The 21,235-nt window shown below is 53.6% G+C and carries 18 protein-coding genes; 12 read left to right on the forward strand and 6 right to left on the reverse strand.

Annotation, left to right across the window (positions count from 1 at the left end):
* Positions 1–285 precede the first annotated feature (285 nt).
* A complete protein-coding gene (pckA, locus tag GTGU_RS15310) occupies positions 286–1,905 on the forward strand; it encodes a phosphoenolpyruvate carboxykinase (ATP) (protein ID WP_038158772.1) in 1,620 nt (539 codons plus the stop codon).
* Positions 1,906–1,983: 78 nt separating this feature from the next.
* Here the strand turns inward: pckA and envZ are convergent, their stop codons facing one another.
* Both envZ and ompR read right to left on the reverse strand, forming a co-directional pair.
* Positions 1,984–3,336 (reverse strand): two-component system sensor histidine kinase EnvZ, encoded by a 1,353-nt coding sequence (gene envZ, locus GTGU_RS15315; RefSeq protein WP_038158775.1) that lies wholly within the window; start codon positions 3,334–3,336, stop codon positions 1,984–1,986.
* Positions 3,333–4,052 (reverse strand): osmolarity response regulator transcription factor OmpR, encoded by a 720-nt coding sequence (gene ompR / locus GTGU_RS15320; protein ID WP_001157751.1) that lies wholly within the window; start codon positions 4,050–4,052, stop codon positions 3,333–3,335. Before ompR ends, envZ begins: the two co-directional genes overlap by 4 nt.
* A 226-nt stretch (positions 4,053–4,278) precedes the next feature.
* On the opposite strand from ompR, the gene greB reads away from it, so the two are divergent.
* The 5 genes from greB (at position 4,279) to feoC (ending at position 10,347) form a co-directional block, all read left to right on the forward strand.
* Complete coding sequence (greB, locus tag GTGU_RS15325; protein WP_038158785.1) at positions 4,279–4,752, forward strand: transcription elongation factor GreB; 474 nt, start codon at positions 4,279–4,281, stop codon at positions 4,750–4,752.
* 87 nt (positions 4,753–4,839) lie between these two features.
* Positions 4,840–7,173, forward strand: a complete 2,334-nt coding sequence (locus GTGU_RS15330; protein WP_038158788.1) for a Tex family protein — start codon at positions 4,840–4,842, stop codon at positions 7,171–7,173.
* Between the two features lie 352 nt (positions 7,174–7,525).
* Positions 7,526–7,753 (forward strand): ferrous iron transporter A, encoded by a 228-nt coding sequence (gene feoA, locus GTGU_RS15335; protein WP_038158791.1) that lies wholly within the window; start codon positions 7,526–7,528, stop codon positions 7,751–7,753.
* A gap of 29 nt (positions 7,754–7,782) precedes the next feature.
* Entirely contained in the window at positions 7,783–10,101 is a 2,319-nt protein-coding gene (gene feoB, locus GTGU_RS15340; RefSeq protein ID WP_038158794.1) for a Fe(2+) transporter permease subunit FeoB, read from the forward strand.
* A 9-nt stretch (positions 10,102–10,110) separates the two neighbouring features.
* A complete protein-coding gene (gene feoC / locus GTGU_RS15345; protein ID WP_038158797.1) occupies positions 10,111–10,347 on the forward strand; it encodes a [Fe-S]-dependent transcriptional repressor FeoC in 237 nt (78 codons plus the stop codon).
* A gap of 35 nt (positions 10,348–10,382) precedes the next feature.
* On the opposite strand, the gene GTGU_RS15350 is transcribed toward feoC, so the two are convergent.
* The gene (locus GTGU_RS15350; RefSeq protein ID WP_038158800.1) at positions 10,383–10,664 is read right to left on the reverse strand and encodes a YdgH/BhsA/McbA-like domain containing protein; all 282 of its coding nucleotides are present in this window, start codon (positions 10,662–10,664) and stop codon (positions 10,383–10,385) included.
* Positions 10,665–10,799: 135 nt separating this feature from the next.
* A complete protein-coding gene (bioH, locus tag GTGU_RS15355) occupies positions 10,800–11,573 on the reverse strand; it encodes a pimeloyl-ACP methyl ester esterase BioH (protein ID WP_038158803.1) in 774 nt (257 codons plus the stop codon).
* A 37-nt stretch (positions 11,574–11,610) separates the two neighbouring features.
* Between bioH and gntX the strand changes: the two genes are divergently transcribed.
* The 3 genes from gntX to gntT all read left to right on the forward strand — a co-directional run bounded on the left by gntX (position 11,611) and on the right by gntT (position 14,550).
* Positions 11,611–12,285 (forward strand): DNA utilization protein GntX, encoded by a 675-nt coding sequence (gntX, locus tag GTGU_RS15360; RefSeq protein WP_072012002.1) that lies wholly within the window; start codon positions 11,611–11,613, stop codon positions 12,283–12,285.
* Between the two features lie 58 nt (positions 12,286–12,343).
* Positions 12,344–12,919, forward strand: a complete 576-nt coding sequence (nfuA, locus tag GTGU_RS15365; RefSeq protein ID WP_038158809.1) for a Fe-S biogenesis protein NfuA — start codon at positions 12,344–12,346, stop codon at positions 12,917–12,919.
* A 314-nt stretch (positions 12,920–13,233) separates the two neighbouring features.
* Positions 13,234–14,550, forward strand: coding sequence for a gluconate transporter (gene gntT, locus GTGU_RS15370; RefSeq protein WP_038158812.1), 1,317 nt, complete (start codon positions 13,234–13,236; stop codon positions 14,548–14,550).
* 44 nt (positions 14,551–14,594) lie between these two features.
* On the opposite strand, the gene malQ is transcribed toward gntT, so the two are convergent.
* Both malQ and malP read right to left on the reverse strand, forming a co-directional pair.
* A complete protein-coding gene (malQ, locus tag GTGU_RS15375; protein ID WP_038158815.1) occupies positions 14,595–16,676 on the reverse strand; it encodes a 4-alpha-glucanotransferase in 2,082 nt (693 codons plus the stop codon).
* Positions 16,677–16,686: 10 nt separating this feature from the next.
* Entirely contained in the window at positions 16,687–19,077 is a 2,391-nt protein-coding gene (malP, locus tag GTGU_RS15380; RefSeq protein WP_038158817.1) for a maltodextrin phosphorylase, read from the reverse strand.
* 307 nt (positions 19,078–19,384) lie between these two features.
* Here malP and GTGU_RS15385 point away from each other — a divergent pair, with 307 nt between their 5' ends.
* The 3 genes from GTGU_RS15385 (at position 19,385) to GTGU_RS27065 (ending at position 21,159) form a co-directional block, all read left to right on the forward strand.
* Positions 19,385–19,864 (forward strand): Hcp family type VI secretion system effector, encoded by a 480-nt coding sequence (locus GTGU_RS15385; RefSeq protein ID WP_038158819.1) that lies wholly within the window; start codon positions 19,385–19,387, stop codon positions 19,862–19,864.
* A gap of 43 nt (positions 19,865–19,907) precedes the next feature.
* A complete protein-coding gene (locus GTGU_RS15390) occupies positions 19,908–20,726 on the forward strand; it encodes a hypothetical protein (protein ID WP_211252873.1) in 819 nt (272 codons plus the stop codon).
* Positions 20,727–20,844: 118 nt separating this feature from the next.
* Positions 20,845–21,159, forward strand: coding sequence for a DUF1240 domain-containing protein (locus tag GTGU_RS27065; RefSeq protein ID WP_425427477.1), 315 nt, complete (start codon positions 20,845–20,847; stop codon positions 21,157–21,159).
* Positions 21,160–21,235 lie beyond the last annotated feature (76 nt).

Consider the following 21,235-nt stretch of genomic DNA (forward strand, 5'->3'; position numbering starts at 1 on the left):
GATTCTCATTGAAAGTCTTTCGTTAATTTCTTTCATGAATGCGATTACCTTCACATTAATTTAGATAATTACACCAATTTTTAACCAATTAAGAACATTTCCCCCAATTAAATAGCGATTCCTGCCATAATGCGTAACCCTTGTGAAAGGAGTTACAGGGTTTTTCGTCAAAAAAACCAGATAAAGTCTGGGGGCCGGATGCGCAAATCTATGAGCCTGGTCGCGGTCAAAAACCCTCTACAACCCTACAATCATTGGCAGTAATATTGGCTAAGGAGCAGTGAAATGCGCGTTAAAGGTTTAACCCCGCAGGATCTCAAGGCTTATGGAATCAACGACGTTCATGATATCGTTTACAACCCCGACTACGATACGTTGTATCAGGAAGAGCTCAATCCCAACCTGGAAGGTTACGAGCGTGGAGTGTTAACGAATCTTGGTGCTATCGCCGTCGACACGGGTATTTTTACCGGCCGTTCGCCGAAAGATAAGTATATTGTTCGTGATGAAACCACCCGCGATACCGTCTGGTGGTCCGATAAAGGCAAAGGAAAAAACGACAACAAACCGCTCTCCCCGGAAACGTGGAAGCACCTGAAAGGTCTGGTCACTCATCAGCTTTCCGGTAAGCGTTTGTTCGTGGTTGATGCTTATTGTGGTGCGAATGAAGACACCCGTCTTTCTGTTCGCTTTATCACTGAAGTAGCCTGGCAGGCTCACTTCGTGAAGAACATGTTCATCCGCCCCACTGATGACGATCTGGCGACGTTCAAGCCTGACTTTATCGTCATGAACGGTGCAAAATGCACCAACCCGCAGTGGAAAGAGCAGGGCCTCAATTCTGAAAACTTCGTTGCCTTCAACCTGACTGAGCGCATTCAGCTCATCGGGGGAACCTGGTATGGCGGCGAAATGAAGAAAGGCATGTTCTCTATTATGAACTACCTGCTGCCGCTGAAGGGCATTGCCTCCATGCACTGCTCTGCCAACGTGGGCGAAAAAGGTGACGTTGCTGTCTTCTTCGGCCTGTCCGGCACCGGCAAAACCACGCTTTCCACCGATCCGAAACGCCGTCTGATTGGCGATGACGAACACGGCTGGGATGACGACGGGGTCTTCAACTTTGAGGGCGGTTGCTACGCCAAAACCATTCGTCTTTCCGAAGAGGCTGAGCCTGACATTTTCCACGCTATTCGTCGCGATGCGCTGCTGGAAAACGTCACCGTTCTCGCGGATGGCACTATCGATTTTGACGATGCATCCAAAACCGAAAACACCCGTGTCTCGTACCCGATTTACCACATTGAAAACATCGTCAAGCCAGTGTCAAAAGCGGGTCACGCTACCAAAGTGATCTTCCTGACGGCTGATGCGTTCGGCGTACTGCCGCCGGTCTCTCGTCTGACTGACGACCAGACCCAGTACCATTTCCTCTCAGGCTTTACCGCCAAACTGGCGGGTACTGAGCGTGGTGTGACTGAGCCGACACCAACCTTCTCTGCCTGCTTCGGCGCCGCGTTCCTGTCGCTGCACCCGACGCAATACGCAGAAGTGCTGGTGAAACGCATGAAGGCATCTGGTGCGAAAGCATATCTGGTGAACACCGGCTGGAACGGGACTGGCAAACGTATCTCCATTAAAGATACGCGCGCGATTATCGATGCGATTCTGGACGGTTCTCTCGACAACGCAGAAACCTTCACGCTGCCAATGTTTGACCTGCAGATCCCAACCGAGCTGCCGGGCGTGGATACTCATATCCTCGATCCGCGCAACACCTACGGTTCACCGGAGCAGTGGCAGGAAAAAGCAAACACACTGGCGGCGCTGTTTATCGAGAACTTCGAGAAATATACCGATACCCCAGCAGGCGAAGCACTGGTCAGTGCCGGACCGAAGCTGTAAGTCATACGTCGGGTGGTGGTGACGCTGCCCGACGCTGAAAGAAAAAGCCGGGTTTGCGTTATCGCCACCCGGTTTTTTTTAGCTCTCTTTTGATGAGCCCGCCGCTCTGGTCACCGGAATGGGTAACCAGGCGCGAATCAACAAGCCTCCCCGCGCGCTGGAGCCGATTTCCAGCATTCCGTTGTGGTTGTCAATGATGCGCTGGACGATGGCCAGGCCGAGACCGGTGCCGCTGGTGCTTCGTGCGCTGTCACCGCGGACAAACGGCTGGAACAAATGCTTGCGTTGTTCTGGCTTAATGCCCGGGCCGTCATCTTCCACCTGGAACCACGCGCGATTCAGCTCGCTCCCGCTGCTGACTTTGATCCAGCCGTTGCCATAGCGTGCCGCATTCACCACCATATTGGCGACCGCTCGTTTGACAGAGAGGGGATGCATGCGCACCGGGATCTCCCCGGCCTGCATTTCGGTTTCAATTTCGCGCTCATAACCACTTTCGGCGGCGACCACTTCACCGAGCACGGCGTTGAGATCCGCAAGCTCCATCGGCATCTCCTGGCCGGTACGCAGATAGTCGATGAACTGCTCAATGATCGCGTTGCACTCTTCGATATCTTTGTTGATGGATTCCGCGAGGTAACCATCCTGCTCGCCCATCATTTCTGTCGCCAGACGGATGCGCGTCAGCGGCGTACGTAAGTCGTGGCTGACCCCGGCCATTAGCAGCGTACGGTCGTCCGCAAGCTGTTTCACACCAGCCGCCATGTGGTTAAAGGCCCGGGTAACAGAACGCACTTCCGAAGCACCATACTCGCGCAGCGGCGGTGGAATAATTCCGCGCCCCACCTGCAATGCCGCATGTTCGAGATCAACCAGGGGTCGGTTCTGTATTCGGATAAACAGCCAGGCGCCGCCTATCGCCAGTAACATGATCGCCAGCGTGTAGCGGAACAGCGGCGAGAAATCCCCCTGATGGATTTCGGTGAGCGGTACGCGCACCCAGATATTTGGCGAAAGCCAGGTTTTCAGCCACACCACCGGCGAGCTCTTGTTAACCTCAACGCGTACTTCCGTCGGGCCGCCCAGTTGCTGCGCCATCTGCTGGCTTAAAAACTCATAGTGTTGCGCCCAGCGCAGGCCTGCGTCTTCTGCCGCTTCATCGGAATAAAGGGAGATGCCCAGCTCGCGATAGATCTCCCGCCGAAAAGCAGGCGGCACCACCAGCTGCGTGCCGTCCTCCAGTTGCAGTTTATCGGTCATTAGCATACGGACTTCGTACGCCAGGACCTTATTAAACTGCTGAAGGCTCGGCAGAATGGCAAAGTTCAGCACCACAAGGTAGGTCGTCACGAGGCTGACAAACAGCAGCGTGACGATCAGTAACAGCGTGCGGGCAAATGAACTTCGCGGCGAGAAGCGCATTCGCCTCATGCTTTAGAACCGTCCGGCACGAAGACGTAGCCCAGACCCCAGACGGTCTGAATATAGCGTGGATGTGCCGGATCTTCTTCCACCATGCGGCGCAGACGCGAGATTTGCACATCAATGGAACGTTCCATTGCCGAGTATTCACGGCCGCGTGCCAGGTTCATCAGCTTATCGCGGGAGAGCGGTTCGCGCGGGTGGCTCACCAGCGCTTTCAGTACCGCAAATTCACCACTGGTCAGCGGCATCGGCTCGTCTTCCCGGAACATTTCGCGGGTACCGAGGTTGAGCTTAAATTTACCAAATGCGATCACTGCCTCTTCCTGCGACGGCGCGCCAGGCAACTCGTTGGCCTGACGACGCAGCACCGCGCGGATACGCGCCAGCAATTCACGCGGGTTAAACGGTTTTGGAATGTAATCGTCAGCGCCGATTTCCAGCCCGACAATGCGATCCACTTCTTCCCCTTTCGCCGTCACCATGATAATCGGCATCGGGTTGCTCTGGCTGCGAAGACGACGGCAGATAGAGAGGCCATCTTCTCCAGGCAGCATTAAATCCAGTACCATCAGGTGAAAGGACTCACGCGTCAGCAAACGGTCCATCTGTTCGGCGTTAGCGACGCTACGAACCTGGAAGCCTTGCTCGGTAAGATAACGCTCAAGCAGCGCGCGCAGGCGCATGTCATCATCCACTACAAGAATCTTATAATTCTCTTGCATCGTTCTTACTCCCAAAGGTTCGCTAGTCTTAAAGACTGTATTCTAAAAAAGTGCGCGTCCACGACCAGTTAATTCTGGTATAAATTCTAGTCGAAATTGTTACAAAGCATATTTAACAGTAGCTTAACTGCATATTCCATCACATAAATCATTATTAATACTGTCAGTTATGCTTTGTGATACGTTAAATGCGCCACATAAGCATGAACGTCTGTAAGGCAAGAGTATGAAAACGCCCCTGATTACCCGCGAAGGGTACGAAAAACTAAAGAAAGAGCTGGATTACCTCTGGCGTGAAGAGCGCCCCGAAGTCACCAAAAAGGTGACGTGGGCTGCAAGCCTCGGCGATCGCAGTGAAAATGCGGATTATCAGTACAACAAAAAGCGTCTGCGTGAAATTGACCGCCGGGTGCGGTATCTGACCAAATGCCTGGAAAACCTGAAAATCGTTGACTATTCCCCACAACAGGAAGGCAAAGTGTTCTTTGGCGCCTGGGTGGAAATCGAGAATGACGATGGCGACCGGAAGCGTTTTCGCATCGTCGGTTACGATGAAATATTTGGACAAAAGGACTACATCTCCATCGATTCGCCGATGGCGCGCGCGTTGCTGAAAAAAGAGGTGGGTGATCTGGCGGTGGTCAATACACCCGCCGGAGAAGCCAGCTGGTACGTGAACGAGATCGAGTACGTAAAATAGTCCGAGAGCGCCCTCCTCGACTGGCATTTTACCGTGTCAGTCCGTATAACTATCCCCTGATTTTTTATTGCTACAGATGACAAAGCCATGATGAATGATTCGCTCTGCCGCATTATTGCGGGTGAACTTCAGGCCAGAGACGAGCAGGTAGAAGCTGCCGTTCGCCTGCTTGATGAAGGGAATACCGTGCCGTTTATTGCACGTTATCGTAAGGAAGTCACCGGCGGTCTGGATGACACGCAACTGCGCCAGCTGGAGACCCGTCTTGGTTACCTGCGTGAACTGGAAGAACGCCGCCAGGCTATTCTTAAATCGATTGATGAGCAGGGGAAACTGACGCCGGAACTGGCGGGCGCCATCAATGGCACGCTCAGCAAGACCGAACTTGAAGATCTCTACCTGCCGTACAAACCGAAGCGCCGCACGCGCGGGCAAATCGCCATTGAAGCGGGTCTTGAGCCGCTGGCTGATCTGCTGTGGAACGAGCCGTCGCATGATCCTGAAACCGAGGCGGCGAAATACCTGAACGCCGACAACGGCATTGCAGACACCAAAGCGGCACTGGATGGCGCGCGCTATATCCTGATGGAACGATTTGCCGAAGACGCGGCGTTGCTGGCGAAAGTGCGCGACTATCTATGGAAAAACGCCCATCTGGTATCAACCGTGGTCAGTGGGAAAGAAGAAGAAGGCGCGAAATTCCGCGACTACTTTGATCATCACGAACCCATTTCAACCGTGCCATCTCACCGTGCGCTGGCGATGTTCCGCGGGCGCAATGAAGGCATCCTGCAACTCTCTCTCAACGCAGATCCGCAATTCGACGAGCCGCCGAAAGAGAGCTATTGCGAACAGATCATCATCAACCATCTGGATCTGCGCCTGAACAACGCCCCGGCAGACAGCTGGCGCAAAGGCGTGGTGAGCTGGACGTGGCGCATCAAAGTGCTGATGCATCTGGAAACCGAGCTGATGGGGACGGTCCGCGAGCATGCGGAAGATGAAGCGATCAACGTTTTCGCCCGCAACCTGCATGATCTGCTGATGACTGCGCCAGCCGGGCTGCGCGCCACCATGGGCCTTGACCCCGGCCTGCGTACCGGCGTAAAAGTCGCCGTAGTGGATGGCACCGGCAAGTTGGTTGCCACCGACACCATTTATCCGCACACCGGTCAGGCAGCGAAAGCGGCAGTGGTGATTGCGACATTGTGTGAAAAACACAACGTTGAACTGGTGGCGATCGGCAACGGTACCGCGTCCCGCGAAACAGAACGTTTTTACCTCGACGTTCAGCAACAGTTCCCGAAAGTGAAAGGGCAAAAGGTAATCGTCAGCGAAGCGGGCGCATCGGTCTATTCGGCGTCAGAACTGGCGGCGCTGGAGTTCCCGGATCTCGACGTGTCGCTGCGTGGCGCGGTCTCGATTGCCCGTCGTTTGCAGGATCCGCTTGCCGAGCTGGTGAAAATCGATCCGAAATCTATCGGCGTTGGTCAGTACCAGCACGACGTCAGCCAGTCACAACTGGCGCGTAAACTGGATGCGGTGGTCGAAGACTGCGTGAACGCCGTGGGGGTTGATCTCAACACCGCATCCGTGCCACTGCTGACCCGCGTGGCAGGCTTAACCCGCATGATGGCGCAAAACATCGTCGCCTGGCGTGATGAAAACGGCCAGTTCCAGAACCGTCAGCAACTGCTGAAAGTCAGCCGTCTGGGGCCGAAAGCGTTTGAGCAGTGCGCAGGCTTCCTGCGTATTAACCACGGCGATAACCCGCTGGATGCCTCAACCGTTCACCCGGAAGCCTATCCGGTGGTGGAGCGCATTCTTGCTGCCACCCAGCAGGCGCTAAATGATCTGATGGGCAACAGCGATGCGCTGCGTAACATCAAGGCGGTGGATTTCACCGACGACCGCTTTGGTCTGCCGACAGTCACCGACATCATCAAAGAACTGGAAAAACCGGGTCGCGACCCACGTCCTGAGTTCAAAACCGCGAAATTTGCCGACGGCGTGGAAACTATGAACGACCTGCTGCCGGGCATGGTGCTGGAAGGCGCGGTCACTAACGTCACCAACTTTGGTGCGTTTGTCGACATCGGCGTTCACCAGGATGGTCTGGTGCATATCTCCTCGCTTTCTGACAAGTTTGTCGAAGATCCGCATACCGTCGTCAAAGCGGGCGATATCGTGAAGGTGAAAGTGCTGGAAGTCGACCTGGCGCGTAAGCGTATTGCACTGACCATGCGTCTTGATGAGCAGCCGGGCGACAGCAACGCACGTCGCGGCGGTGGTAACACCTCGCGCGATCAGGGCAACCGCCCGGCGGCACGGCCTGCAAAACCACGCGGTCGCGATGCTCAGCCTGCCGGTAACAGCGCAATGATGGATGCGCTGGCCGCCGCGATGGGTAAAAAGAAATAACGAAAATATAATCAGGCCCTCTAAGTTATAAGAGGGCTAATTATTTTCAAAGGTAATGAAAACGGTAATAAATTCCTGGTTTCCTTTCTCAGTTATATTTTTCACCTCGTTAACATTCGCAATATAATTTAAACAATGCGCAATTGTGGTAAAGATTGAGCGACATCAAACTTAGCGTTAATTATTCCCCTTTAGCCCATTCTGTTACATTTTATCGATTGAAGATAAAAATCATTCTCATTATTATTGTGTTGATGACAAAATGACCTCCCCGGTCAGCTAATCTCCAGCGTCGTGCACCTTTTAGCGGCAGGAAGCACAAGTATTGGTTTGTGAATATTAAGTAGGCTCTATGCGATACATCCCAGACAGTGCGTGGAAAATTACCGGTTTCTCCCGTGATATCAGCCCGGCTTATCGTCAGAAATTGCTCTCACTCGGTATGTTGCCCGGTTCTTCTTTTAATGTGGTTCGCGTCGCGCCATTAGGCGATCCCATTCATATCGAAACGCGCCGCGTTAATTTAGTTTTACGTAAGAAAGATTTAGCTTTCCTCGAAGTGGAAGCGGTTTCCCGTTAAATCGGGTTGTAAAAATAACGAGTTCGCGAATGAATAAACTCACGATTGGCTTAATTGGTAACCCGAATTCGGGTAAAACCACCCTGTTTAATCAGTTAACCGGTGCGCGCCAGCGCGTGGGCAACTGGGCCGGCGTCACCGTCGAACGTAAAGAAGGCTCCTTCTCCACCACTGACCACCAGGTCACGCTGGTTGACCTGCCGGGCACCTATTCGCTGACGACCATCTCTTCACAGACCTCACTCGACGAGCAGATCGCCTGCCATTACATTCTGAGCGGCGATGCTGACCTGCTGATCAACGTCGTCGACGCCTCGAATCTCGAACGCAACCTTTACCTGACACTGCAACTGCTCGAACTCGGCATTCCGTGCGTTGTGGCGCTGAACATGCTTGATATCGCGGAAAAGCAAAAAGTTCGCATTGATGTGGATGCACTCTCCGCGCGTCTTGGCTGCCCCGTAGTACCGCTGGTCTCCACTCGTGGCCGCGGTATTGATGCACTGAAAATGGCCATCGACCGCCACCATGGCAATACGGATATGGAGCTGGTGCATTATGCCGAGCCGTTGATGCGCGAAGCCAACAAGCTGGCGCTCGAGATGGCCGCTGACATGCCGGAAAAACAGCGCCACTGGCTGGCGCTGCAAATGCTGGAAGGCGACATCTACAGCCGGGTGTATGCCGGTGATGCGGCTGAGAAGCTCCCCATCGCCCTCGCCCATCTGCAGGGCTCAATGGACGATCCGGCGTTGCACATCGCCGATGCGCGTTATCAGACCATCGCCGCGATATGCGACAGCGTGAGCAACACACTGACCGCCGAGCCGAGTCGCTTCACCGCCGCCGTCGATAAAATCGTGCTTAATCGCTTCCTCGGTCTGCCGGTTTTCCTGTTCGTTATGTACCTGATGTTCCTGCTTGCCATCAACATCGGCGGCGCGCTGCAACCGCTTTTTGACGTGGGCTCTGTGGCGATATTTATTCACGGTATTCAATGGATCGGCGCCACCCTGCATTTCCCGGAATGGCTGACCATTTTCCTGGCGCAAGGACTGGGCGGCGGTATCAATACTGTGCTGCCGCTGGTACCGCAGATTGGCATGATGTATCTGTTCCTCTCTTTCCTTGAGGATTCCGGTTACATGGCGCGAGCGGCGTTCGTGATGGACCGCCTGATGCAGTCGTTAGGGCTGCCCGGTAAATCGTTCGTGCCGCTGATTGTCGGCTTCGGTTGTAACGTACCATCAGTGATGGGGGCACGTACGCTTGATGCACCACGTGAGCGTTTGATGACCATCATGATGGCGCCGTTTATGTCCTGTGGTGCGCGACTGGCGATTTTCGCCGTCTTCGCGGCAGCCTTCTTTGGGCAGCAGGGTGCGCTGGTGGTATTCTCGTTGTACGTGCTGGGGATTGTCATGGCGATCCTCACCGGGCTGATGCTGAAACACACCATTATGCGTGGTGAAGCTTCGCCGTTCGTGATGGAGTTGCCGGTGTATCACGTGCCGCATCTGAAAAGTCTGGTCATTCAGACCTGGCAGCGTCTGAAAGGCTTCGTGGTACGCGCCGGTAAAGTCATTGTCGTGGTCAGTATTTTCCTCAGTGCGCTCAATAGTTTTACGCTGAGCGGTCAAGCGGCAGACAACATCAATGACTCCGCCCTCGCGTCCGTCAGCCGGGTGATCACGCCTCTGTTTAAGCCGATTGGCGTGCATGAAGACAACTGGCAGGCCACTGTAGGTCTGTTCACCGGCGCCATGGCAAAAGAAGTGGTCGTGGGGACGCTGAACACCCTCTATACCGCCGAAAACATTCAGGAAGAAGAATTTAACCCTGCCGAATTTAACCTGTTCGACGAGCTGGGCGGCGCCGTTGGCGAGACCTGGCAGAGTCTGAAAGATACCTTCAGTCTGAGCGTGCTGGCCAACCCTATTGAAGCCAGCAAAGGCGACGGCGAAATGGCGACCGGGGCAATGGGTGTGATGAGCAGTAAGTTTGGCAACGCAGCTGCGGCTTACAGCTACCTGATTTTCGTTCTGCTTTACATCCCGTGCATTTCGGTGATGGGGGCCATCGCGCGTGAATCAAGCCGCGGCTGGATGGGCTTTTCCATTCTGTGGGGACTGAACATCGCGTACTCGCTGTCGACGCTATTTTATCAGGTGAGCAGTTTCAGCCAGCACCCACAGTACAGTCTGGTCTGCATTCTGGCAGTGATCCTGTTTAATATTCTGGTGCTTGGTGGCCTGCGCCGCGCACGCAGCCGGGTGGACATCAATCTGCTCGCGACCCGCAAGACGGTAGCGTCCTGCTGTGAAAGCCCGGCGGGCGACTGCCACTAAGGAGAATCAATGGCATCGTTAATTGACGTTCGTGACATGCTGGCGTTACAGGGGCGGATGGAAGCCTCACAGCTCAGCGACCGCCTGCATACGTCGCGGGCGATGATCGATGCGATGCTGGGCCGACTGGAAGCGATGGGCAAAGCTCAGCGCATTCAGGAAGCGCCTGACGGGTGTTTAACGGGGAGTTGTAAAAGCTGCCCGGAAGGGAAAGCCTGCCTGCGGGAATGGTGGGCACTGCGCTAGCGAAAATGCGGGTCTCAGGACCCGCGTTTTTTTGCTTACTTATAAACGTCTGCCGTGGCGCGAACGTTTTTCTCACCTTTGTCTGCTGAAGTTACCACAAAATATTTGCCGCCCAGCTCATCCGCTTTCTGAGACAGCTCTTTGCGTGCGTCCATCGGTGCCGTGGTATCTGACGTGGAGATCGTGCCGACCTTAGTCAGATTCTCAGACGCGATAGTTTCTTTTGCTTTGTCTTTTTCTAATTCCTGTGCCGCGAAAGCGCCAAAGGAAAGCGAGCCAATAACCAGAGATGCAACAATACCTGAAATCAGTTTCATAGATTTTTACTCTCCATACGGTTTGTTATTTTTGTGCCGCTGTCCTGCTATCACCCAACGGGTCATCTCAGCGTCATGTCAGCGTCATGAAGAGTATTAGTGCGATGTGAAAGATTTTCCAGGTCGCATTGTCATTCAGGCAACATTTTGTTTTAAATTAAGTAACACCTGGCAGAATTCCTCCGGGTGCGAAATAAACGGCGCATGGGCTGCCCTGGCGAAAATATAAGACTGACTTCCCGGCCACGCCGCATCCAGCAGCGGTACAATTTTGCGTGGCACCAGCCCGTCCAGCCGACCATAAAGCCGCAGAAACGGCAGTGACAGTGCGGCGAGTGGTTCGCGTAAATCGACCGTTTTCAGGATCTCCAGACCACCGTCCAGCACCGCTTCTGACGGCATTGGCAGCGAAAGCACCGCGCTTTTCAGTTTTCGCGCATCCTGACGTGCGCTTTCGGTGCCCATTGTTTGCAGCGCGAGAAAACGCTCAACGGTACGCTGGAAGTCGTCCCTCAGTTGCTGCTGAAAACCGCTCAGCACGTCCGGTTTGATTCCCGGCCAGTCGCCTTCTGCGCGGAAACAGGGCGACGACGCTACCGTCACCAGTGCCTGCACGCGTTCCGGATGCGTTAACGCCACCTGGCTTGCGACTAGCCCACCCAGACTCCAGCCGAGCCACAGCGCCTTTTCCGGGGCCCTGGCGAGTACCTGTTGCGCCATCGCGTCGAGTGACATCGCGCCTGTATTCTGACTGCGCCCAAAACCAGGCAAATCCACAAGATGGAGGGTGAAATGCGTGCTCAGTTCCGGGGTAATGCAATCCCAGACCTGAGCATTCAGCCCCCATCCGTGCAGCAGCACAAGATGACAATTTCCTTCGCCTTTAGTTTGCCACCAGATGTCGTTCATCAGTTACTGTTCCCACTTCACAACTACGAGGTGGACTATGCTAACAGCCCACAGCTTATGCTGGCTATGCCAAATGCCGCTCGCCCTGGCGCACTGGGGGATCTGCTCGCGCTGCACCCGTGCGCTGTCCTGCTCGCTGCCGTTATGCCCGCTATGCGGGCTGCCAGCGGCAAACGCGATTTTGCCCTGCGGGCGCTGTCTGCAAAAAGCACCGCCGTGGCAACGGCTGATTGCAGTGAATGATTATGCGCCGCCGCTGAGCCGCCTGATCCACCGACTTAAATTCAGCGGCAGAGCGGAGCTCGCCGTCGCGCTGGCGCGACTGCTCCTGCTGCGCATACGCCAGCAGGGTCTGAAGACGGCACCCGACCTGATGATGAGCGTCCCGCTCTGGCAGCGTCGACAGTGGCGGCGCGGATTTAATCAGAGCGATCTGCTCTGCCAGCCGCTGTCGCGCTGGCTGCAATGCCGCTGGCAGGCGAATGCCCTGCGTCGCCAGCGCGCCACGCCGGTGCAGCATCATCTTTCAGCACGATTACGGAAACAAAATCTGAAAAATGCCTTCCGGCTTGAATTCGCCGTCAACGGGCTCCATATCGCTCTGGTAGACGATGTCGTCACGACCGGCAGCACTGTTGCTGAGATTTCCCGCCTGCTTTTGCGAAACGGCGCAGCGAGTGTTGAGGTATGGTGCCTGTGTCGCACCTTGTAGACCCCTGCTAAGGGGGGTATTATACCCTGGTAAATTAGTCAACTATTAGGCCAACGCTATGATCCGTATTTCCGATGCTGCCCAGGCGCACTTTGCTAAATTGCTGGCAAATCAGGAAGAAGGGACACAAATCCGCGTATTTGTGATTAATCCCGGCACTCCTAACGCTGAATGCGGCGTATCTTACTGCCCGCCGGATGCGGTGGAAGCAACTGACACTGCCATTAAATTCGAACAGCTGACCGCGTATGTCGATGAACTGAGCGCTCCCTACCTGGAAGATGCGGAGATCGACTTTGTAACCGATCAGCTGGGTTCCCAACTGACACTGAAAGCGCCAAACGCCAAAATGCGTAAAGTGGCTGACGACGCCCCGCTGATGGAGCGCGTCGAATATCTGCTGCAATCGCAAATCAACCCGCAGCTCGCCGGGCACGGTGGTCGTGTGACGCTGATGGAAATCACCGACGAAGGCTATGCCATCCTGCAGTTTGGCGGCGGCTGTAACGGCTGCTCCATGGTCGACGTCACCCTGAAAGAAGGGATCGAAAAGCAACTGCTGAACGAATTCCCGGAACTGAAAGGCGTTCGCGATCTGACCGAACACCAGCGCGGCGAGCACTCTTACTATTAAGTTTTCCCTATGTTTTGCCCGGTGGCGTGATGTTACCGGGCAACTTCCCGCTTGCCTGCCTTTGCTTAATCTCCTGTCATAATATGACCTGCTTCGCATAATTCACATTTTGATCGCTTGGGTAATTCTCAACAGGTGGATGTTACCCGTATCATTCGCCTCAAGCGCTGCTGAAAGAAAAATAGCCAACTATCCTTTTCGGGTGGAACGAAATCTGAAGCAGCGCCAGAAGAACTCTGTTTCTCGGTGGGACAATTGGATATTGTCATTGAAACAACGACGTTACCCATAACAAATTAAAGGTCAGGTAAATCATGCCATTAGTCATCGTTGCTATCGGTGTTGTCTTGTTATTACTGCTGATGATCCGCTTCAAGCTGAACGGGTTCATCGCACTGGTACTGGTGGCCCTCGCCGTCGGTTTAATGCAGGGCATGCCGCTGGATAAAGTGATCGGCTCCATCAAGGCCGGTGTCGGCGGAACGCTCGGCAGTCTTGCACTGATCATGGGCTTCGGCGCTATGCTCGGTAAGCTGCTGGCGGACTGCGGCGGCGCTCAGCGTATCGCCACCACGCTAATTGATAAATTCGGTAAAAAACACATTCAGTGGGCCGTGGTATTAACCGGTTTTACCGTTGGTTTCGCGTTGTTCTATGAAGTCGGCTTCGTGCTGATGCTGCCGCTGGTGTTTACCATCGCCGCCTCTGCCCGTATCCCTCTGCTGTACGTCGGTGTGCCAATGGCCGCAGCGCTCTCCGTCACGCACGGCTTCCTGCCGCCGCACCCGGGTCCGACCGCTATCGCGACGATTTTCCACGCGGATATGGGTAAGACCCTGCTGTACGGTACGCTGCTGGCGATCCCGACTGTCGTCCTGGCAGGTCCGGTGTATGCGCGTTTCCTGAAAGGCATCGATAAGCCGATTCCGGAAGGTCTCCACAACCCGAAAACTTTCCGTGAAGACGAAATGCCGAGCTTCGGCGTGAGCGTCTGGACTTCGCTGGTGCCTGTCGTGCTGATGGCGTTGCGTGCGGTTGCGGAAATGCTCCTGCCAAAAGGCCATGCGATTCTGCCGTATGCAGAATTCTTCGGCGACCCGGTGATGGCGACCATGATCGCGGTGCTGATTGCGGTCTTTACCTTTGGTCTGAATCGTGGCCGTTCGATGGAAGACATCAACGACACATTGGGCGCATCCATTAAAATCATCGCCATGATGCTGTTGATCATCGGCGGCGGCGGTGCCTTTAAGCAGGTGCTGGTCGATAGCGGCGTGGACAAATACATCGCCTCTATCATGAACGAAACCAATGTGTCTCCGATCCTGATGGCGTGGTCTATTGCTGCGGTCCTGCGTATCGCGCTGGGCTCTGCGACCGTTGCAGCGATCACCGCGGGGGGTATCGCAGCGCCACTGATTGCCTCTACTGGCGTCAGCCCGGAGCTGATGGTGATTGCAGTAGGTTCCGGTAGTGTGATCTTCTCTCACGTGAACGATCCGGGATTCTGGCTGTTCAAAGAGTATTTCAACCTGACTATCGGCGAAACCATCAAGTCGTGGTCGATGCTGGAAACGATTATTTCCGTCTGCGGCCTGGTAGGGTGTCTGCTGCTGGGAATGGTAGTTTAATAGTAAAAAGGCCGGGCGGCGCTTACGCCTGCCCGGCCTGTTCGTTATTTCTTACTGGCCGCCTTGCGGCGTTTATCCAGATCCTTAATCAGCCTGTTCACTCTCATATCAGCAAACATCGTTTCCAGCGTCGCGGACAATTTGCGTCGCCAGTTGCGGTACTGATAGCTGGTGCCGGGAATATTGACCGGCTCTGCCATGTCCAGCCAGTCTTCCGGCTGTAATCCCAGTAGTGCACTGTTGCTGTCGGCGATATAACGCTGCATAGCACGATTGAGTGTCGGCGTCATCGCCATCATTGACGCGTTATGTCCGGCGCGTTTCGGCAAACACCCGTACTTATGCAACGCATCCAGCATGGCCTGTTTCGCCTTACCGCGGTCCAGATACAGGCCGTTCAGGATCACCTCGTCAGGATAGAGGCCAAGCGTGTTGCCGAGTGTCAAATCACCGCTTTCCCAGTAACCGCGCAGCGTCGGCAGATCATGCGTTGTCGCCACCGCCATCGACTGTTCCGGATACGCCTTCGGCGCGCGGAAGCCCTTCTGATAGTCATTTTCGAAGTAGAGTACTTTGTAGGAGTAAACGCCGCTTTTACGCAGCTTACCGACAATCTCCACCGGCACCGTACCGAGATCTTCGCCGATCACCATACACTGGTGACGCTTGCTCTCCAGCGCCAGAATTGACAGCAAATCGTCGACCGGATAATGCACATACGCACCAAAGTCCGCCGTCTCGCCGTAGGGGATCCACCACAGACGCAACACCGACATTACGTGATCGATGCGCAACGCGCCGCAGTTTTGCATATTCGCCCGCAGCAGCTCGATAAACGGTTCATAGGCTCGCGCGACAATGACGTGGGGATCCATCGGCGGCAGTCCCCAGTTTTGCCCCAGCGGGCCGAGGATATCCGGTGGCGCGCCCACCGAGGCCTTCAGACAGTAAAGTTCGCGGTCGCACCAGGTTTCCGCGCCCCCTTCCGCCACGCCAACGGCCAGATCGCGATACAGCCCGATGGGCATGTCGTGACGCTGGCATTCAGCCCAGCAGGCAGCGAACTGCGTATAAGCCAGCCACTGCAGCCAGAGATAAAAATCGATGTCATTCGCATGCTGCTGGCAGAAAATTTTCACCTGCGGACTGTCAATATCCCGCAACGTTTCCGGCCATACAGGCCAGCCCCAGCGCAATGAATCTTCTTTCGCCTGCTGCTCATGCAGCGCGTCGTACGCCGCCTGCCAGTACAGGCTTTCCCCTTCGCGCCCAACAAACAGGCGAAAATCCGCCATTTGTTCGTCGTCGCGCGTGGAGAAGTGTTCCCACGCCATGCGCAACGCCGTCATTTTCAGCGCCGTCACAGCGGTGTAGTCCACCCATTCCGACTCACAGGCGGCTTTCCGCATCTTTTGCGTCGCCGGGCGTTTCCACCAGACCTGTGCGGCTTTGCTGAGATGAAAGTCCTCGACCGCATTAACGTCGATGTAAATCACGTTCAGCCAGCGGCGGGAAGAGGGGCTGTAAGGGCTGGCGCTTTCCGGGTTTGCCGGATAGAGCGCATGAATTGGATTGAGGCCAATAAACGACCCGCCCCGGCGAGCTATTTCCGGCAGCATCGCTTTCAGATCGCCGAAATCACCAATACCCCAGTTTTGCTCAGAGCGCAGAGCATAAAGCTGTACGCATGCCCCCCACAGTTTTTTCCCCTCCTTCAGCGGCTGCGGTTCGTAACAGCGCGCAGGAGCGATGATGATGCGGCAGTGCCAGCGACTATCGTCCTGGAGCAGCGTCAGCGTGTGGTAGCCTTCCGGCAGACGACCCGGCAGCGTCAGGGTTTTTCCGGCTACCGCAAGTCCCTGATACTGTTTTCCGGATTCAGTGGTCAGCAGCCAGTCGAACTCCCCTTTCCCTTCAACAATCAGCTCTGCTTTTTTGCCGAAAGTAAAGACTTTCACATTCGGCACAGGGGTGACCGCCACGACCGTGGCGGGAGTATGATGCATTGCATCAAGCAGGCGCTGCTTGGTGTCAGCGCCGATTGACTGCGGTTTACCATGCGCATTGATATAGCTGGGGCTGATGCCCGCCGCCAGCGCGGCTTTATCAAGGCGTTTACTCTCCATAGGCCTGTCCTTAGCGTTTTGCCTGCCAGATACGTTGCTGATAATCGCGAATCGAACGGTCGGAGCTGAACATGCCGCAGCGTGCGGTATTCAGGATCGCCGCACGGGTCCAGGCTTCCTGGTCGCGGTAGAGTTCATCGACCTGGCGCTGCGCTTTCACATAGGCATCAAAGTCTGCCAGAACAAGATACGGATCATGCCCCTGTTTACCGAGACTGTGCAGCATCTGATCAAACGCGTGCTTGTCGCCGCCGCTGTACTTACCGCTTTCCAGCTCTTTGAGTACGGCATCAAGCAGCTTGTCTTTCTTACGCCATTTCAGCGGATCATACCCTTTGGCCTTCAGCGCTTTGACCTCTTCCACCGTGTGGCCGAAGATAAAAATATTCTCCTCACCCACCACTTCGGCGATTTCGACGTTCGCGCCATCCAGCGTGCCGACCGTCAGCGCACCATTCAGCGCCAGCTTCATGTTGCCGGTGCCGGAGGCCTCTTTGCCCGCCGTGGAAATCTGCTCAGAGACATCCGCCGCCGGAATCAGCATTTCCGCGGCCGATACGCAGTAATCCGGCAGGAACACCACTTTCAGCTTATCGCCCATCTGCGGATCGTGATTGATCACATCCGCAACTTTATTGATCGCAAAGATGATGTTCTTCGCCAGGTAATAGCCCGGTGCTGCTTTCGCACCAAACAGGAACACGCGCGGCACACGGTCGGCCTTCGGGTTCTCGCGGATCTCTTTGTACAGCGCCAGGATATGCAACAGATTCAGGTGCTGGCGTTTGTATTCGTGCAGGCGTTTGATTTGAATATCAAAGATGGCCTGCGGATTGATGTCGATACCGGTACGCGCTTTCACGAAGTCAGCGAGACGCACTTTGTTGGCCTGCTTAATCTCGCGGTACTGTTTGCGGAATCTCGCGTCGTCTGCGTGTTTTTCCAGCGCAATCAGTGTGTCGAGATCGTTCGCCCACTCTTTTTTCAATGTCTTATCGAGCAGCGCCGCCAGCGCCGGGTTGCACTGTTTGATCCATCGGCGCGGCGTAATGCCATTGGTGACGTTGTGGAACTTATTCGGCCACAGCTGGTGATATTCCGGGAACAGATCTTTCACCACCAGATCAGAGTGCAATGCCGCCACGCCGTTGACGGCAAAGCCGCTCACCACGCACATATTCGCCATCCGGACTTGCTTGTCGTGCACAACAGCCAGTTTCGCCCATACCGCCTTATCATCAGGCCAGGTTTTCTCCACCAGTTTCTTAAAGCGGGTGTTGATCTCCGTGATGATCTGCATGTGGCGCGGCAGCAGCGCCTTCACCAGCTTCTCATCCCAGGTTTCCAGCGCTTCCGGCATCAGGGTGTGGTTGGTATACGCAAAAGTTTTGCTGGTGATCGCCCAGGCGTCATCCCAGCTCATCTGATGTTCATCGAGCAGAACACGCAGCAGTTCCGGAATGGCAATCGTCGGGTGCGTGTCGTTCAGTTGAATGACTTCAAACGCCGGCAATTGCGCCAGCTTGCGTCCCGCCAGATGATGACGGCGCAGGATATCCGCAACCGAGCAGGCGCACTGGAAATACTGCTGCATCAGGCGCAGCTTTTTCCCTGCCTGATGGTTGTCGTTCGGATAGAGGACTTTAGTCAGTTTTTCCGCGTCGATACCCTGCTTTTCAGCACGCAGGAAATCGCCGTCGTTGAATTTCGTCAGGTCAAATGGATGGGCGTGTGTCGCCTGCCACAGGCGCAGCGGCTGTGCGACGCCATTGCGGTAACCCAGCACCGGCAGATCCCAGGCTTCACCCACGAGGGTAAACTCCGGCTCCCAGCGCCCTTTAATCACTTTACCGCCGATACCAACCTGCACATCAAGCTGCGCATTGTGGCGGAACCACGGGTAACTGCCACGATGCCAGTCGTCCGGTGCTTCCTTCTGCTGCCCGTCATCAAACGACTGACGAAAAAGACCATACTGATAGTTCAGGCCATAGCCCGTCGCCGACTGGCCGACCGTCGCCATAGAATCCAGGAAACAGGCCGCAAGACGCCCCAGGCCGCCATTACCCAGCGCCGGATCAGTCTCTTCTTCAAGCAGATCGCTCAGTTTGATGTCAAAGGCGCTCAGCTCGTCACTGACTTCCTGATACCAGCCGAGATTGAGCAGGTTGTTGCCCGTCAGACGACCGATGAGGAATTCCATGGAGATGTAGTTAACGTGGCGCTGCCCTTTCACCGGCTTCGCCACAGGTTGCGCCGCCAGCATTTCAGCCAGCGCGGCGCTCACGGCCTGCCACCACTGATGCTGCGTCATGTCGCTGGCGGCCTGTAAACCAAAATGCTGCCACTGACGCGTCAGTGCAGCCTGAAATTGCGTTTTATTGAACGAAGGCTGAGACATAAATGAATCCGGGTCCTTGTAAGATACATTAGCGTTAGTGTGCCTGGCCTACTCGGTAACGTCCTCATCCTGGCAGGGATTAGGCAGGGAGGAGTAGCAGGGATGAGCAAAAAGTGTGATCGTAACCACTATAAAGTTAGCCGCTGGCGTTGTCTCTGCCACGTATTGCTGCAGTGATTCACATCTGGTCGGCATTATCGCGCTCGTCATACGAAACAAAATATTGAAACGGGAAATAAACGGGAGCACACTTAACTGTCTGTTTCAAATATATATATTTCACATGAATAAGTCATAAGGAAATAACATGGCACATTTATCATGGATGACGCTAAAAGGCACATCCCAGGGACTTATTTCGGCAAATTGCGGTTCCCGGAATTCTATTGGTAATAAGTCGCAGACAAACCATTTTGATCAAATAATGGTTTACGGGCTTAATCACCGAACAACGCGCGAGCAAAATGTTACGCATCATGAAGTACAAATCATTAAACCTATTGATCGCTCATCTCCCTTACTTAACAAAGCGATAAACGACAACGAAGCTCTCGAATGCGAAATTGAACTTTATCGGGTAAACCCGATGGGGTTACAGGAGGCTTATTACAAAATAAAATTATTCAAAGCTCATATATCTGACATTTCCACTATCGTCCCACACAATATTATTGAAAGTGGAAACGAAGCACAGGAACGCATTTCTTTAGTGTATGAATCAATAAGCTGGGAACACTGCATGGCCAGTACCAGCGCCTACAGTTTGTGGGATGAGCGCGTCTTTTAATCAGCAAAATAATAAAATTCGTCATTTCACACAAGGGGGAAATATGTCCTTCCGCGACCCATCTTTTGACGTTAAAACATGGCCTTCAATGAATCCATTACAACGTGATATGGCTTTCATGAATGGAAATTTTATTACCCAAAGCCACGCCATTATGTTGCTCACATTCGAAGAGGCAGAGCAAGTGGTGGACGATCTCCTCGGCGGAGTGGATAAGTTTTTTTCTTATAAAGCAGCACCGGGGAATATCAAAGACGGACTCGATGCCTTTCGCAATCTGTCAAAGCTCACGACATGGTACAACCCCGCGCAGGAGTTAGTGTTCAATTTTAAAGCGCTAAAAATCAGAGCGATTGAATACAAGGTTGGTGGAAAGTCATACATAAAAATCACCGGGCACGCTGGCCTCAGACGTATTCTTACCGGAACGCGTTATGGCGCCAGTCATCCACAAATGCTGGAAATGGCCATTGGCCAACGCGGTATGTCCTACAGCATTATCAATGGCACAAAATATTGTATCTATTTTTCGCTTGCCTGGCGGGCTGTGGAATTGATCTTTAAATCAGATTACTACCTGGTGGATTTTCTGGTGGATATTACCATGGACACAGCGAAGATTCTGGTATCGAGCGTGGTAATTGGGATAGCAGGTGGGTTTCTCACGTTTATAAGCTCTCCTGTTATTGTGACGATATCAGCCATCGTATTTCTTGGTTTGATACTTAACGCCACCTTAAACATAATCGACGATAATTTTCACTTATCATCAACTTTAAAGATGAAAATAAAAGAATATTATTTTTTACATGGGATTAATATAATTAATAACAACGCATCATCATTACCATATTTATTCTAAGTATAAGGAAAATACATTGCGTAAACTACATGCCTTTGCCGCATTACTTATCCAAATTGCAGTTCTTTATCTTCTTCTGTTCGGATTCATTATGCGTGACTTCATTTCACTGTGGAAAATGGGTAATGTTATCTCTTATAGTAAAACTTGTATAATGATAAGCTCAATACCCTTATTTCTTTATTGCTTATTCTTTACGTGTCTTTTTCTTTTTCAAAAAAATTTCCCCCAGCGCGGGCATAAATTTATGAATAATAATTACGTCCTCCTAATCACGCTCAGCTCAATCCCCATTGGGTTTATCGGAAATATTATCGTTCCTTTTATCCTGATGGCAAATTCCTACACTAACTGTCCTCAGGAGAATCTTAGTAAATATTACGTAAAAGATGTCGCAATGTGTGAAAAAATAAAGCGCAGTGACTTATTTTGAAATACCAACGCGGAGATCCTATACGTATCGCTTGATCAACGAAAGGATGGCATGCATCTGTCAAAACCTTCCACTT

This window comes from Trabulsiella guamensis ATCC 49490 (assembly GCF_000734965.1).
Classification (GTDB): Bacteria; Pseudomonadota; Gammaproteobacteria; order Enterobacterales; family Enterobacteriaceae; genus Trabulsiella; species Trabulsiella guamensis.